The sequence below is a fragment of the Streptococcus mitis genome (genome assembly GCF_905187495.1).
GTDB lineage: Bacteria > Bacillota > Bacilli > Lactobacillales > Streptococcaceae > Streptococcus > Streptococcus mitis_CU.
The window spans coordinates 76,599-90,736 of the sequence record NZ_CAJJIB010000022.1 but is presented as its reverse complement, the minus strand read 5'-3'; the positions used below and the strand labels follow the sequence as shown (position 1 = coordinate 90,736).

Here is a 14,138-nt window from a genome sequence, read left to right as displayed (position 1 = left end):
AGCTTCCTAGTTTGCTCTTTGATTTTCATTGAGTATTAAATGGCTTTTTAGTCTAGTTCAATGAACACCTGTATCTATTTTACCATACAAGTACCGAAAAATGACAAAAAAATCCTCTTTTTAAACAAAACAAGTTGCAGACAAGTTTGGTATCGTTTACAATAGTCTTATCAAATCAAACTTGCTTTGACAAGTATAAGGAGAATCAAATGGGAAAATTTGAACAAGAAGCCAAGGATCTGCTTCAGGCAATTGGAGGCAAAGAAAATGTGACTGCGGTAACCCACTGTGCGACACGGATGCGGTTTGTTTTAGGAGATGATAAGAAGGCTAATGTTAAAGCTATCGAATCAATTCCAGCTGTTAAAGGAACTTTTACAAATGCAGGTCAATTTCAGGTGATTATTGGGAATGACGTGCCGATTTTTTATAATGATTTTACAGCTGTTTCAGGCATTGAGGGTGTTTCCAAAGAAGCAGCCAAGTCTGCAGCTAAGAGTAATCAAAACGTGGTCCAACGTGTTATGACCACTCTGGCGGAAATCTTTACTCCGATTATTCCAGCCTTGATTGTTGGTGGATTGATCCTCGGTTTCCGTAATGTCTTGGAAGGTGTGCATTGGTCTATGTTGGATGGTAAGACCATCACAGAAACTTCTCAGTTTTGGGCAGGGGTTAATCACTTCCTCTGGTTGCCTGGTGAAGCTATCTTCCAGTTCTTACCAGTAGGGATTACCTGGTCTGTTTCTCGTAAGATGGGAACCAGCCAAATTTTGGGAATTGTTCTCGGAATCTGTTTGGTATCGCCTCAATTGCTCAATGCCTATGCGGTTGCTTCAACGCCAGCAGCTGATATCGCAGCAAACTGGGTTTGGAATTTTGGCTATTTTACTGTTAATCGTATCGGTTACCAAGCCCAAGTTATCCCAGCCTTGCTTGCAGGTTTGAGTCTGTCTTATCTTGAAATTTTCTGGCGTAAGCATATCCCAGAAGTGATTTCTATGATTTTTGTACCTTTCTTGTCATTGATTCCAGCCTTGATTTTGGCTCATACTGTCTTGGGACCAATCGGTTGGACAATCGGGCAAGGACTTTCATCAGTTGTATTAGCAGGATTAACTGGTCCTGTTAAGTGGTTCTTCGGTGCGATTTTTGGTGCCCTCTATGCACCATTTGTCATTACAGGTCTGCACCATATGACCAATGCCATTGACACACAATTGATTGCGGATGCGGGTGGAACTGCCCTCTGGCCAATGATTGCTCTTTCTAATATTGCCCAAGGTTCGGCCGTATTTGCTTACTATTTCATGCACCGTCATGATGAGCGTGAGGCTCAGGTTTCACTTCCTGCAACCATTTCAGCCTATCTCGGTGTTACAGAACCAGCCCTCTTTGGGGTCAATGTCAAATACATCTATCCATTTGTAGCTGGAATGACTGGTTCAGCTCTTGCAGGCATGTTATCCGTTACTTTTAATGTAACTGCGGCTTCTATTGGTATCGGTGGTTTGCCAGGTATCCTCTCTATTCAACCTCAATACATGCTACCATTTGCAGGAACTATGCTAGTCGCTATTCTTGTTCCAATGCTCTTGACTTTCTTTTTCCGCAAGGCTGGTCTCTTTACAAAAACAGAGGATGATACGGACTTGCAGGCAGAATTCGTTGCTCAAGAAGAAGCAGAATTTGTGAGCCATGAACCAGTAGAACATACTCCAGTAGAAATTGTTAGCCCACTTGAAGGACAAGTAAAAGAACTAAGTCAAGCAACTGATCCAGTCTTTGCTTCAGGTGTCATGGGGCAAGGTCTGGTCATTGAACCAAGTCAAGGTGAGTTGTCTTCTCCAGTCAATGGGACAGTTACGGTTCTTTTCCCTACCAAGCATGCCATCGGTATTGTCTCTGATGAGGGAGTGGAATTGCTCATCCACATCGGTATGGATACAGTAGGTCTTGATGGCAAAGGATTTGAAAGTCTAGTAGCCCAAGGAGATCATGTCACAGTTGGGCAGAAATTGATTCGTTTTGATATGGATATTATCAAGGATGCAGGTCTGGTAACAGAAACTCCTGTCATTATTACCAATCAAGATGCTTATACAGCGACCATCACTGGAACTTATCCGACAACGATCCAAGCTGGAGAAGATCTCATGGTCGCAACACGAATCTAATCAAAATAGCACAAATAGGGACGGAAGACGGCTTCCTCCCTTTTATCAGAAAAGGAGAAATAGATGACACTTGATAAAAGAAAAGTAGTCTATCAAATCTATCCAAAATCTTACAAAGACACCACTGGCAATGGTATTGGGGACTTACGTGGAATTATCGAAAAAATCCCCTATCTAGCCAAGTTGGGCGTGGATATGGTCTGGCTCAATCCATTCTATCCAAGCCCTCAACGGGATAATGGTTACGATATTTCAGATTATATGGCAGTTGATCCTCTTTTTGGTGATATGGCTGATTTTGAGGAAATGGTGCGTGTCGGTCAAGAGCACAAGATTGACTTTATGCTGGACATGGTACTCAATCATTGTTCGACAGAGCATGAATGGTTTCAGAAATCCCTAGCTGGTGACAAGTATTATCAAGACTTTTTCTTCATCCAAGACCAACCAACAGACTGGCAGTCTAAGTTTGGTGGCTCTGCATGGGCACCCTTTGGGAATACAGGGAAATACTACCTTCACCTCTTTGATGAGACCCAGGCTGATCTTAACTGGCGCAATCCCAATGTTCGTAAGGAGCTTTTCAAGGTTGTTAATTTCTGGCGCGACAAGGGTGTCAAAGGTTTCCGATTTGATGTGATCAATTTGATTGGCAAGGACGAGGTCTTAGTGAATTGTCCTGAAAATGAAGGAAAGCCAGCTTATACAGACAAGCCCATCGTTCATGACTATTTGCGTATGATGAACCAAGCCACTTTCGGATCAGACGATAGCTTTATGACAGTTGGGGAAATGTCTTCTACAACTATGGAAAACTGTGTCCTCTATTCGTCGCCTGACCGTCAGGAATTATCCATGACCTTTAATTTTCATCACCTCAAGGTGGACTACAAAGATGGGCAAAAGTGGACCTTGGCTCCCTTTGATTTTGAAGAGTTGAAGAGTCTTTACCATAGTTGGGGTAAGGAAATGAGTGATAAAGGTGGTTGGAGCGCTCTCTTCTGGAACAATCACGACCAACCACGCGCCTTGAACCGTTTTGTCGATATTCAAAATTTCCGCAAGGAAGGAGCCACCATGCTAGCGGCAAGTATTCACTTATCACGCGGAACACCTTATATTTATATGGGCGAGGAAATCGGGATGATTGACCCAGACTATGATTCTATGGATGATTATGTAGATGTCGAATCGCTCAATGCTTATCAGATGCTCTTAAAAGAAGGGAAGAGTCAGGAAGAAGCCTTCCTGATTATTCAGGCTAAGTCGCGTGATGATTCACGAATTCCCATGCAGTGGGATTCTTCGGAAAATGCAGGATTTACAGTAGGGATACCTTGGCTCAAGGCAGGAAAATCCTACCCTCACATCAATGTAGAAAATGAAATCCAAGGCCCTATTTTCACCTTCTACCAAGACTTGATTCGACTTCGTAAAGAAATGCCTATCATCTCAGAAGGAAGTTACAAACCAGCCTTTGAAGATAGCAAACAAGTTTATGCTTTTGAACGCCAGTATGAGGATCAAAAGTTACTAGTGCTCAATAATTTTTATGCCACAGAAGTGGAAATCGACTTATCAGTAGCCTACCAAAATGGACGAATTTTGATTTCAAACTATGAAGATGCAGAAGTGTCTGAAAAAATTCTACTCAAACCGTATCAAACGCTGGCTATTTATGTAAATTAAACTCAGTAAGGAGCCCTCTTTCGCAGAAAAGCAGGGTTCTTTTTGCTGTCTATTCCATCTCTGAAAGCGTAAAACAAACTAGTCAGGGTGGCTAGTTTATGGTATAATGAAAGAGACTCAAAAAGAAACAGGAGAAATATGATGGATTTACTTTTAGCAATTGTATTGATTGTGCTAGCTTTTCTAGGAGGAGCTCTTGGAGGAATGTACTTGGTTCGTAAGCAAATCGAAAAAGAATTTGCTGATAACCCACGTTTGAATGCTGAAGCAGTTCGTACTCTTTTGAGTGCAAATGGTCAAAAACCAAGCGAAGCTAAGGTACAACAAGTTTACCACCAAATCATCCGCCAACAAAAAGCAGCCCTTGCTAACAATAAAAAGAAAAAATAAATAAGGAAAAGTCTGGGATGAAAGTTCCAGACTTCTCACTATGTTGGCTATGGTTTAGGGATGAGACTTTTTCCTTGCATTCTATTGATATTTGATTATGATTAAGAGAGATAGTAGTTGTTGAAGCTGTCCTTCAGTTCTTGAAGACAAGTAATCATAATGAACTATCAATCAGAAAAAAGACTAGAAAGAAGACTGTATGGATAATCGACCAATTGGTTTTTTGGATTCGGGTGTCGGGGGCTTGACCGTTGTGCGCGAGCTCATGCGCCAGCTTCCCCATGAAGAAATCGTCTATATTGGAGATTCGGCACGGGCGCCCTATGGTCCCCGTCCTGCTGAGCAAATTCGTGAATATACTTGGCAGTTGGTCAACTTTCTCTTGACCAAGGATGTCAAGATGATTGTCATTGCTTGTAACACTGCGACTGCGGTCGTCTGGGAAGAAATCAAGGCTCAACTAGATATTCCTGTCTTGGGTGTGATTTTGCCAGGAGCTTCAGCAGCCATCAAGTCCAGCCAAGGTGGGAAAATCGGAGTGATTGGAACACCCATGACGGTACAATCAGACATCTACCGTCAGAAAATCCATGATTTGGATCCGGACTTACAGGTGGAGAGTTTGGCCTGTCCCAAGTTTGCTCCCTTGGTGGAGTCTGGTGCCCTGTCAACCAGTGTCACCAAGAAAGTGGTCTATGAAACCCTGCGTCCCTTGGTTGGAAAGGTGGATAGCCTGATTTTGGGTTGTACCCATTATCCACTGCTCAGACCCATTATTCAAAATGTCATGGGACCCAAGGTTCAGCTCATTGATAGTGGGGCAGAGTGCGTACGGGATATCTCAGTCTTACTTAATTATTTTGAAATCAATCGTGGTCGCGATGCCGGACCACTCCATCACCGTTTTTACACAACAGCCAGCAGCCAAAGTTTTGCACAAATTGGTGAAGAATGGCTTGAAAAAGAGATTCATGTGGAGCATGTAGAATTATGACAAATAAAATTTATGAATACAAGGATGACCAGGACTGGTATGTCGGGTCCTATGGTATTTTTGGTGGCGTCCGGACGTTGACGGATGATGACTTGGATTTTCCTCTATTGGAGTTTGCCCAAAGATTTCGAGATGAGGATCGAGGTTTTCCTGTTTCTGTTACTGTTTTACGCTATGGTTCTCTCTACCGTTTATTGTCTTTTGTGGTAGATATCCTCAACCAAGAAATGGGACGAAATCTGGAAGTCATCCAACGTCAGGGAGCTTTTCTCTTGATTGAAAATGGGCAACTCCTGCATGTAGCATTGCCTAAAGAAGGGGTCAATGTTCATGATTTCTTTGAGACAAGCAAGGTCAGAGAAACCTTATTGATTGCGACTCGAAACGAAGGCAAGACCAAAGAGTTCCGAGCTATCTTTGATAAGTTAGGCTACGATGTGGAAAATCTTAATGACTATCCTGACCTGCCTGAAGTAGCAGAAACAGGCATGACCTTCGAAGAAAATGCCCGTCTCAAGGCAGAAACTATTTCTCAATTAACAGGCAAGATGGTTCTGGCAGATGATTCTGGACTGAAAGTTGATGTCCTTGGTGGCTTGCCAGGTGTCTGGTCAGCTCGTTTCGCAGGTGTGGGAGCTACTGACCGTGAAAACAATGCCAAGCTCTTGCACGAATTGGCCATGGTCTTTGAACTCAAGGACCGCTCGGCTCAATTCCATACAACCCTAGTCGTAGCCAGTCCCAACAAGGAAAGTTTGGTTGTTGAAGCAGACTGGCCTGGCTACATTAACTTTGAACCAAAGGGTGAAAATGGATTTGGTTACGATCCTCTCTTCCTTGTAGGAGAGACAGGCAAGTCATCAGCTGAATTAACCCTTGAAGAAAAAAATAGCCAATCTCACCGCGCCTTAGCCGTTAAGAAACTTTTGGAGGTATTTCCATCATGGCAAAGCAAACCATCATTGTAATGAGCGATTCCCATGGCGATAGCTTGATTGTGGAAGAAATCCGTGATCGCTATGTAGGCAAAGTTGATGCCGTTTTTCATAACGGCGATTCTGAACTGCGTCCTGATTCTCCCCTTTGGGAAGGCATCCGTGTTGTTAAAGGGAACATGGACTTCTACGCCGGCTACCCAGAACGTTTGGTGACAGAGCTTGGTTCGACCAAGATTATCCAAACCCATGGACACCTGTTTGACATCAATTTCAACTTTCAAAAGTTGGACTACTGGGCTCAGGAAGAAGAGGCCGATATCTGCCTTTATGGTCACTTGCATGTGCCAAGCGCTTGGATGGAAGGCAAGACACTCTTTCTAAATCCAGGTTCCATCAGTCAACCACGTGGGACCATCAGAGAATGTCTCTATGCTCGTGTGGAGATTGATGACAGTTATTTTAAAGTGGACTTTTTGACACGAGACCATGAGGTGTATCCAGGCTTGTCCAAGGAGTTTAGCCGATGATTGCCAAGGAGTTTGAGACTTTCTTGTTGGGGCAGGAGGAAACTTTTTTGACCCCTGCTAAAAATCTAGCCGTGTTGATTGATACCCACAATGCAGATCACGCGACCCTCTTGCTTAGTCAGATGACCTATACCCGTGTTCCTGTTGTGACAGATGAAAAACAGTTTGTTGGGACGATTGGGCTCAGAGATATTATGGCTTATCAGATGGAGCATGATCTGAGTCAAGAAATCATGGCAGATACGGATATCGTTCATATGACGAGAACGGACGTAGCGGTCGTCTCGCCTGATTTTACCATTACGGAGGTCTTGCACAAGCTAGTGGATGAGTCCTTCCTCCCTGTAGTAGATAAGAATGGTATCTTCCAGGGAATTATCACACGTAAGTCTATCCTCAAGGCAGTGAATGCCCTCTTGCATGACTTTAGTAAGGAATATGAGATTCGATGCAAATGAGAGATAGGATTTCAGCCTTTTTAGAGGAAAAGCAGGGCTTGTCTGCCAATTCCAAGCAGTCCTATAAGTATGATCTGGAACAATTTTTAGACATTGTAGGCGAGCGGATTTCTGAGACCAGTCTCAAGATTTACCAAGCTCAGCTAGCCAATCTAAAAATCAGCGCCCAGAAGCGAAAGATTTCGGCCTGTAACCAATTTCTCTACTTTCTCTATCAAAAAGGAGAAGTGGATAGTTTTTACCGATTGGAATTAGCTAAACAAGCTGAAAAGAAGACCTCAAAACCAGAACTGTTAAACCTAGACTCTTTTTGGCAAGAAAGCGACTATCCAGAGGGTCGCTTGCTAGCGCTCTTAATCCTAGAAATGGGACTCTTGCCGAGTGAGATTTTAGCTCTAAAGGTTGCGGATATCAATCTGGACTTTCAGGTGTTGCGAATCCAGAAGGCTTCCCAACAGAGGATTGTCACCATTCCCACGAGCTTGCTTTCAGAGCTAGAACCCTTGATGGGCCAGACCTATCTTTTTGAAAGGACAGGGAAAGCCTATTCTCGTCAATGGGCCTTCCGTCAGCTAGAGTCCTTTGTCAAGGAGAAAGGTTTCTCAACCTTATCCGCTCAAGCCTTGCGGGAACAGTTCATTCTAAGACAGATAGAAAAGAAGGTCGATTTGTACGAAATTGCAAAAAAATTAGGATTAAAAACAGTCCTGACCTTAGAAAAATATAGATAATGGATATTAAATTAAAAGATTTTGAAGGGCCCCTGGATCTTCTTTTGCACCTGGTTTCTAAGTACCAGATGGATATCTACGATGTGCCCATTACGGAAGTCATTGAACAGTATCTAGCCTATGTCTCAACCCTGCAGGCCATGCGTCTGGAAGTGACGGGTGAGTACATGGTCATGGCCAGTCAGCTGATGTTGATTAAGAGTCGCAAGCTCTTACCAAAGGTAGCGGAAGTGACAGATTTGGAAGATGACCTGGAGCAGGACCTTCTCTCTCAAATCGAAGAATACCGCAAATTCAAGCTCTTGGGTGAGCACTTGGAAGCCAAGCACCAAGATCGGGCCCAGTATTATTCCAAAGCGCCGACAGAGTTGATTTACGAAGATGCGGAGCTCGTGCATGACAAGACGACCATTGACCTCTTCTTGGCTTTTTCAAATATCCTAGCCAAGAAAAAAGAGGAGTTTGAACAGAATCATACGACTATCCTGCGGGATGAGTATAAGATTGAGGACATGATGGTTATCGTGAAAGAGTCCTTGGCTGGACGAGACCAATTGTGCTTGCAGGATTTGTTCAAGGAAGCCCAGAATGTCCAAGAGGTCATCACCCTCTTTTTAGCAACCCTAGAGTTAATCAAAACCCAGGAACTAATCCTCGTGCAAGAGGAGAGTTTCGGAGATATCTATCTCATGGAAAAGAAGGAAGAAAGTCAAGTAGCCCAAAGCTAGACTTGATAGAGAGGAAAGATGAGTACTTTAGCAAAAATAGAAGCGCTCTTGTTTGTAGCGGGTGAAGATGGGATTCGGGTCCGCCAGTTAGCTGAACTCCTCTCTCTGCCACCGACAGGCATCCAACAGAGTTTAGAAAAATTATCCCAGAAGTATGAAAAGGCCCCAGATTCCAGTTTGGCTCTGATTGAGACAGGGGGTGCTTATAGATTGGTGACCAAGCCTCAGTTTTCAGAGATTTTGAAGGACTATTCTAAAGCGCCCATCAACCAGAGTTTATCTCGGGCTGCCCTTGAGACCTTGTCCATAATTGCCTACAAACAGCCCATCACACGGATAGAGATTGATGCCATCCGTGGTGTCAACTCGAGTGGGGCCTTGGCAAAGTTGCAGGCCTTTGACTTGATACGAGAAGACGGGAAAAAAGAAGTGTTGGGTCGCCCCAACCTCTATGTGACTACAGATTATTTCCTAGATTACATGGGGATAAACCATTTAGAAGAATTACCAGTGATTGATGAGCTTGAGATTCAAGCCCAAGAAAGCCAATTATTTGGTGAAAGGATAGAAGAAGATGAGAATCAATAAGTATATTGCCCACGCAGGTGTGGCCAGTAGGAGAAAAGCAGAAGAGCTGATTAAGCAAGGTTTGGTGACGGTTAACGGCCAAGTGGTACGTGAACTAGCAACCACTATCAAGTCAGGCGACAAGGTCGAAGTTGAAGGTCAACCTATCTACAATGAAGAAAAGGTCTACTATCTGCTTAACAAACCACGCGGTGTCATTTCCAGTGTGACAGATGACAAGGGCCGCAAGACGGTTGTCGACCTCTTGCCCAACGTGAAAGAGCGCATCTACCCTGTAGGTCGTTTGGACTGGGATACATCAGGAGTCTTGATTTTGACCAATGATGGAGACTTTACGGATGAGATGATTCACCCCCGTAATGAAATTGATAAGGTCTATGTCGCGCGTGTTAAAGGTGTGGCCAATAAGGACAATCTCCGCCCCTTGACCCGTGGACTTGAGATTGATGGCAAGAAAACCAAGCCAGCTGTTTATGAAATTCTCAAAGTGGACCCAGTTAAAAATCGCTCTGTGGTGCAGTTGACTATCCATGAAGGGCGTAACCATCAGGTTAAAAAAATGTTTGAAGCTGTTGGTCTTCAAGTGGACAAGTTGTCGCGTACACGTTTTGGGCACCTAGACTTGACAGGCCTTCGTCCAGGTGAATCCCGTCGTCTGAATAAAAAAGAAATCAGCCAACTACACACCATGGCTGTAACCAAGAAATAATGAGACGAATCTTAATAGCGCCAGTACGCTTTTACCAACGGTTTATCTCGCCAGCCTTTCCACCCTCTTGTCGCTTTGAGCCGACTTGTTCCAACTATATGATTGAGGCTATTGAAAAACATGGCTTTAAGGGTGTCTTGATGGGTTTGGCTCGGATTTTACGTTGCCATCCCTGGTCGAAAACAGGTAATGACCCCGTCCCAGACCACTTTTCCCTCAAACGGAATCAAGAAGAAAAATGAGGCTGGGTAAAAATATTTTAGTGAAATGATAAAAACGCATCCTATCAGGTTTGAGTGAGCTTGATAGGATGCGTTTTATCATGTAAAGATGTGATTGAGTTTAAAGTAGCTTATTTCAAGGCTTTTTGTGCGTCTTCAATCATAAGTTTGGTTGATTCAAGTCCGCCTCCGCTTAGATACCAGAGGTCTGGTGTTAGTTGGATAATCTTGCCATTTTTAGCAGCAGGAGTTTCAGCGATAAGGGCATTTTCTAGGACGCCATCGTTGCTAGAGTTGTCCCCACCGATGGCAAGGGTACGGTTGATGACAAAGAGAATGTCAGGATTGATTTCTTTGACACTTTCAAAGCTGACTTCTTGTCCGTGGCGAGAATCTTCAAATTGAGTATCAGTTGGCTTGAATTTCAAGGTTTGGTACAAGAAAGAGAAACGAGATTGGGCACCAAAGGCAGCCATTTTTCCTTCGTTGAGGAGGATAGCAAGGGCTTTTTTGTCAGAGCTTTCATTTTTAGTAGCGACTTCTTGGATGCTCTTGTCTAGCTTGGCCAATTCTTCCTTGGCTTTCTGTGTACCAGTTTCACCAAAGGCGCTTGCTAGGGATTCGATATTAGCCTTGGTAGAAGTCCAGTAGTCATCTTTGCCTGCTTGGAAGAGAACAGTCGGAGCGATTTCGTTGAACTTATCTACGAATTTTTGGGTACGTGGTGAAGCGATAATTAGGTCTGGTTCAAGAGCAGCAAGGGCTTCTAGGTCTGGTTCAACCATAGAACCAACATTTTTAACTTTTCCAGCTAGGTCTTTAAGATAAGTCGGAACAGTTTTTATAGGCATTCCGACGATATTCTTTTCAAAACCTAAAGCGCGAATAGTATCCGCAGCACCGAGGTCAAAGGTCACAATCTTTTCAGGGATTTTTGAAAGTGTGACTACACCTAGTGAATTTTTAATGGTTACCTCTGTTGGAGCAGAGCTACTTGACTCCGTCTTACTAGTGCTTGAGTTTGTACTACATGCACCAAGTAGGAGCAAGAAGCTGGCTACTAGGGCAGTGAGGTAAAGTTTGAGGGATGTTTTCATGATTTCTCCTTTTTAAAATGTGATAACGATTTAGGGAGTCTCTAGGTTTTATTGACTAAGAGATTGAAGGTTCTCTAACTTGAACTTATATGTTATTAGCTATAGATACAGATCTTTTTGCCATTGATATCAGCCAGCGTGATGGGAATCTCATAAAGTTGACTGAGCAGGTCAGCCTGCATGATTTGATCTGTTCTTCCCTTGCTAAAGACTTGACCGTCCTTGAAGGCGACAATTTCATCTGCATACTGACTGGCCATGTTGATATCGTGGAGGACGATGATAATGGTCTTTCCTAGTTCCTCCACCAGTCGCTTGAGAATCTGCATCATGCTGACGCTTTGCTTGATATCGAGATTGTTGAGCGGTTCATCTAGCAAGATAAAGTCTGTATCCTGGGCCAGTACCATAGCGATAAAGACCCGCTGGAGCTGGCCTCCAGACAGGCTATCGATGTAGCGGTCTTTTAGGTTGGTCAGTTCCAGATAGTCCAGAGTTTCTCGGATTTTTTCCCAATCTTCTGCTCTCAGGTGTCCTCTACTATAGGGAAAACGTCCAAAACTGACCAGTTCTTCAACCGTCAATTTGGCTTGGTAATTGATTTTCTGCTTTAGGATAGTCAGTTCTTGAGCCAGTTCTTGCGAATTCCAGCTCTCGATTTCACGGTCTTTTATACTGAGAATTCCCTGATCTTTCTTGGTCAGTCTGCTCATGATGGAGAGGAGAGTCGATTTTCCAGCACCATTTGGACCAATAAAGGCTGTCAGTTTCTGAGGACTGACTTCAAGCGAAATGCCTTGCAAAATATCCTGTTTTTGAATGGATTTGTCAATGTTTTTCAGTTTCACCGACGCGCCCTCCTATAAAGTAAGATAAAGAATAAGAAGCCACCCACACTCTCGATGATCATACTGATGCGAATTTCCATAGCAAATACTCGTTCAATTAGGGCTTGCCCCAAAGTCAAACTGATAAATCCGATCAGAATGGCCACGATAAAGAGTAACTTGTGCCGATAGTCATTGACAATTAGGTAGGTGAGGTTGGCTAGCATAAAACCGAAGAAGGCCATAGGTCCTACCAAGGCAGTAGCCGTTGAAGTCAAAAGCACGATACCCCAGAGGAGTTCTCTCTGTTCTTTTTCAACATTGAGCCCCAATATCTGAGCAGTTTCTCTTTGCAGGTGCAAGACATCGAGAATGACTGCTTTTTGAAAGAAAAAGATTGTCAAAGCGAGGATGATTAGAGAACCGATGGTTAGGATGGAAGTGTTGAGATGTTGAAAGGAGGCAAAGAGACTGTTTTGCAGTTTATCGTATTCATTTGGATCCATCAGGACTTGGAGGAAGGTACTGATATTTCGAAAGAGACTTCCGAGGGCTAGACAGATCAACAGAATGAAGACAAGGTCTTGCTTCATCAGTGTCTTCAAGTAGCCTTGTAAGGCAAGAAAGAAGAGGGATTGGATGAGAAGTAAGATTAGGAATTCTAAGATAGGGGACTTGCCAAGTTGAAGAAACTTACTTTCAAAAACCAGTAGTAGAGTTTGCAGTAGGACGTAGAAGGATTCGATTCCTAAAATACTTGGCGTCAGGAAACGATTTTCCGTCAGTGTTTGAAAACTAATGGTCGAAATCCCTGTCGCGATAGCTACCAAGAGATAAACGATGATCTTTTGGGAACGCAGCTTCCAAGAAAAGGCTGACAAGTGAGTAATGGGCCAAAAATAGAGGAGACAAGCTCCGATGGCCAGAATAATGAGAAGGCAGAATAGCTTAGTATGTTTGCTTTTAGACTGCATCTTTTCGTCCCCCTCTCCAGAGAAGTAGGATAAAGACGAGGCTACCAATGATTCCTAGTAGAAGACTGACAGACAGCTCATAGGGCCGAATCAGAACTCGGGATAGGATATCGCAGGCCAGAACTAGATTGGCACCGACCAGTACGACCATGAGTTTGGTTTGGCTCAGATTATCTCCATAGTGCTTGCGAACAAGATTTGGAACGATGACTCCGAGAAATGGCAAGCCACCCACGGTAATCATGGTGACACTAGTCGTTAGAGCCACAAGAAAGAGGGCCAGTTTTTCAAGTAGGGAGTAGGAAATCCCCAAACTCTCGCTGGTTTCTTTGCCCAGATTCATGATGGTGAAGGTTTGGGATAATTTCCAAACGGCTATCAGGATAATGAGGCCTAAGAAAAGCCATTCATACTGATGGGTCTGAATCATGGAGAAGGAGCCCTGGGTCCAAGCTGTCATACTCTGAACCAGATTGAAACGGTAGGCGATAACTTCTGTCACAGAACCGATAATCCCACTATAGATGATCCCAATCAGAGGCAACATCCACCTTTCCTTTACAGTAAAAATGGCCATAAAGGCTAGGAAGAAGAGGGTGAATACGATGGATGAAACAAAAGCGAAGAGCATCTTTTGAGTCAGACTAGCCGACGGAAAGACAAAGAGGCTCAATACCATTCCTAGTTTGGCGGCTTCAGTCGTTCCAACTGTACTCGGTGCAGCAAACTGATTTTGAGTGATAGTCTGCATGAGGAGCCCTGCCATACTCATACTAGAGGCAGTCAGGAGAATGCTAATGGTTCTTGGAAGACGGGACTCTTGAAAGAGAAGCCAAGTTTCATGATCCAGTGCAAAGAGTTTTCCCCATGAAAAATCACTGGTCCCAATGCTAATAGAGAGAAAGACCAGGAGTAGAAGTAAGCCAATTAAATAATGAGAAAGTTTCATACCCCGTCCTTTCATGTGGATTTGGTATCGAAAGATACCTGCGGATATTAATGTAACACGAATTATTTAATCTGTCAATAAATTTTCTGACAATTTAATGAATAAAACAAGGAGAGAGCGCCAAGGCTTTCTCCTTTGTTA

General features: G+C 43.6%; 16 protein-coding genes. 12 read left to right on the top strand and 4 right to left on the bottom strand.

What is annotated here, in order from left to right; genetic code table 11:
- Nucleotides 1-209 precede the first annotated feature (209 nt).
- The 12 genes from treP to yidD all read left to right on the top strand — a co-directional run bounded on the left by treP (nucleotide 210) and on the right by yidD (nucleotide 10,171).
- Nucleotides 210-2,177, top strand: coding sequence for a PTS system trehalose-specific EIIBC component (gene treP / locus JQ843_RS04380; RefSeq protein ID WP_203212987.1), 1,968 nt, complete (start codon nucleotides 210-212; stop codon nucleotides 2,175-2,177).
- A 63-nt stretch (nucleotides 2,178-2,240) separates the two neighbouring features.
- A complete protein-coding gene (gene treC, locus JQ843_RS04375) occupies nucleotides 2,241-3,866 on the top strand; it encodes an alpha,alpha-phosphotrehalase (protein WP_203212986.1) in 1,626 nt (541 codons plus the stop codon).
- A gap of 141 nt (nucleotides 3,867-4,007) precedes the next feature.
- Nucleotides 4,008-4,256 carry a YneF family protein gene (locus JQ843_RS04370; RefSeq protein WP_000364990.1) on the top strand — a complete coding sequence of 83 codons (249 nt, stop codon included), beginning with the start codon at nucleotides 4,008-4,010 and terminating at the stop codon, nucleotides 4,254-4,256.
- 199 nt (nucleotides 4,257-4,455) lie between these two features.
- Nucleotides 4,456-5,250 (top strand): glutamate racemase, encoded by a 795-nt coding sequence (gene racE / locus JQ843_RS04365; protein ID WP_000370376.1) that lies wholly within the window; start codon nucleotides 4,456-4,458, stop codon nucleotides 5,248-5,250.
- Nucleotides 5,247-6,218 (top strand): nucleoside-triphosphate diphosphatase, encoded by a 972-nt coding sequence (locus tag JQ843_RS04360; RefSeq protein WP_203212985.1) that lies wholly within the window; start codon nucleotides 5,247-5,249, stop codon nucleotides 6,216-6,218. The genes racE and JQ843_RS04360 overlap by 4 nt, the downstream gene beginning before the upstream one ends.
- Nucleotides 6,194-6,715 (top strand): metallophosphoesterase, encoded by a 522-nt coding sequence (locus tag JQ843_RS04355; protein WP_001118952.1) that lies wholly within the window; start codon nucleotides 6,194-6,196, stop codon nucleotides 6,713-6,715. The genes JQ843_RS04360 and JQ843_RS04355 overlap by 25 nt, the downstream gene beginning before the upstream one ends.
- Nucleotides 6,712-7,173, top strand: a complete 462-nt coding sequence (gene cbpB / locus JQ843_RS04350) for a cyclic-di-AMP-binding protein CbpB (RefSeq protein ID WP_049499725.1) — start codon at nucleotides 6,712-6,714, stop codon at nucleotides 7,171-7,173. Before JQ843_RS04355 ends, cbpB begins: the two co-directional genes overlap by 4 nt.
- Nucleotides 7,170-7,904 carry a site-specific tyrosine recombinase XerD gene (gene xerD, locus JQ843_RS04345; protein WP_338014942.1) on the top strand — a complete coding sequence of 245 codons (735 nt, stop codon included), beginning with the start codon at nucleotides 7,170-7,172 and terminating at the stop codon, nucleotides 7,902-7,904. Before cbpB ends, xerD begins: the two co-directional genes overlap by 4 nt.
- Nucleotides 7,904-8,632 carry a segregation/condensation protein A gene (locus JQ843_RS04340; protein ID WP_060627149.1) on the top strand — a complete coding sequence of 243 codons (729 nt, stop codon included), beginning with the start codon at nucleotides 7,904-7,906 and terminating at the stop codon, nucleotides 8,630-8,632. Before xerD ends, JQ843_RS04340 begins: the two co-directional genes overlap by 1 nt.
- A gap of 18 nt (nucleotides 8,633-8,650) precedes the next feature.
- Nucleotides 8,651-9,220, top strand: a complete 570-nt coding sequence (gene scpB, locus JQ843_RS04335) for an SMC-Scp complex subunit ScpB (RefSeq protein WP_060627148.1) — start codon at nucleotides 8,651-8,653, stop codon at nucleotides 9,218-9,220.
- Nucleotides 9,207-9,929: a pseudouridine synthase gene (locus JQ843_RS04330; protein WP_001222228.1), complete on the top strand. Its 723-nt coding sequence runs from the start codon at nucleotides 9,207-9,209 to the stop codon at nucleotides 9,927-9,929. Before scpB ends, JQ843_RS04330 begins: the two co-directional genes overlap by 14 nt.
- On the top strand, nucleotides 9,929-10,171 hold the full coding sequence (gene yidD, locus JQ843_RS04325; protein WP_020903101.1) for a membrane protein insertion efficiency factor YidD: 243 nt from the start codon (nucleotides 9,929-9,931) through the stop codon (nucleotides 10,169-10,171). Before JQ843_RS04330 ends, yidD begins: the two co-directional genes overlap by 1 nt.
- A 110-nt stretch (nucleotides 10,172-10,281) precedes the next feature.
- Here yidD and JQ843_RS04320 read toward each other — a convergent pair whose 3' ends face one another.
- The 4 genes from JQ843_RS04320 to JQ843_RS04305 all read right to left on the bottom strand — a co-directional run bounded on the left by JQ843_RS04320 (nucleotide 10,282) and on the right by JQ843_RS04305 (nucleotide 13,997).
- Entirely contained in the window at nucleotides 10,282-11,247 is a 966-nt protein-coding gene (locus JQ843_RS04320; RefSeq protein ID WP_203212984.1) for a siderophore ABC transporter substrate-binding protein, read from the bottom strand.
- Nucleotides 11,248-11,342: 95 nt separating this feature from the next.
- Nucleotides 11,343-12,095 (bottom strand): iron ABC transporter ATP-binding protein, encoded by a 753-nt coding sequence (locus JQ843_RS04315; protein WP_203212983.1) that lies wholly within the window; start codon nucleotides 12,093-12,095, stop codon nucleotides 11,343-11,345.
- Entirely contained in the window at nucleotides 12,092-13,048 is a 957-nt protein-coding gene (locus tag JQ843_RS04310; protein ID WP_203212982.1) for an iron chelate uptake ABC transporter family permease subunit, read from the bottom strand. Before JQ843_RS04310 ends, JQ843_RS04315 begins: the two co-directional genes overlap by 4 nt.
- Nucleotides 13,038-13,997 (bottom strand): ABC transporter permease, encoded by a 960-nt coding sequence (locus tag JQ843_RS04305; protein WP_004255926.1) that lies wholly within the window; start codon nucleotides 13,995-13,997, stop codon nucleotides 13,038-13,040. The genes JQ843_RS04310 and JQ843_RS04305 overlap by 11 nt, the downstream gene beginning before the upstream one ends.
- Between the last annotated feature and the right edge of the window lie 141 nt (nucleotides 13,998-14,138).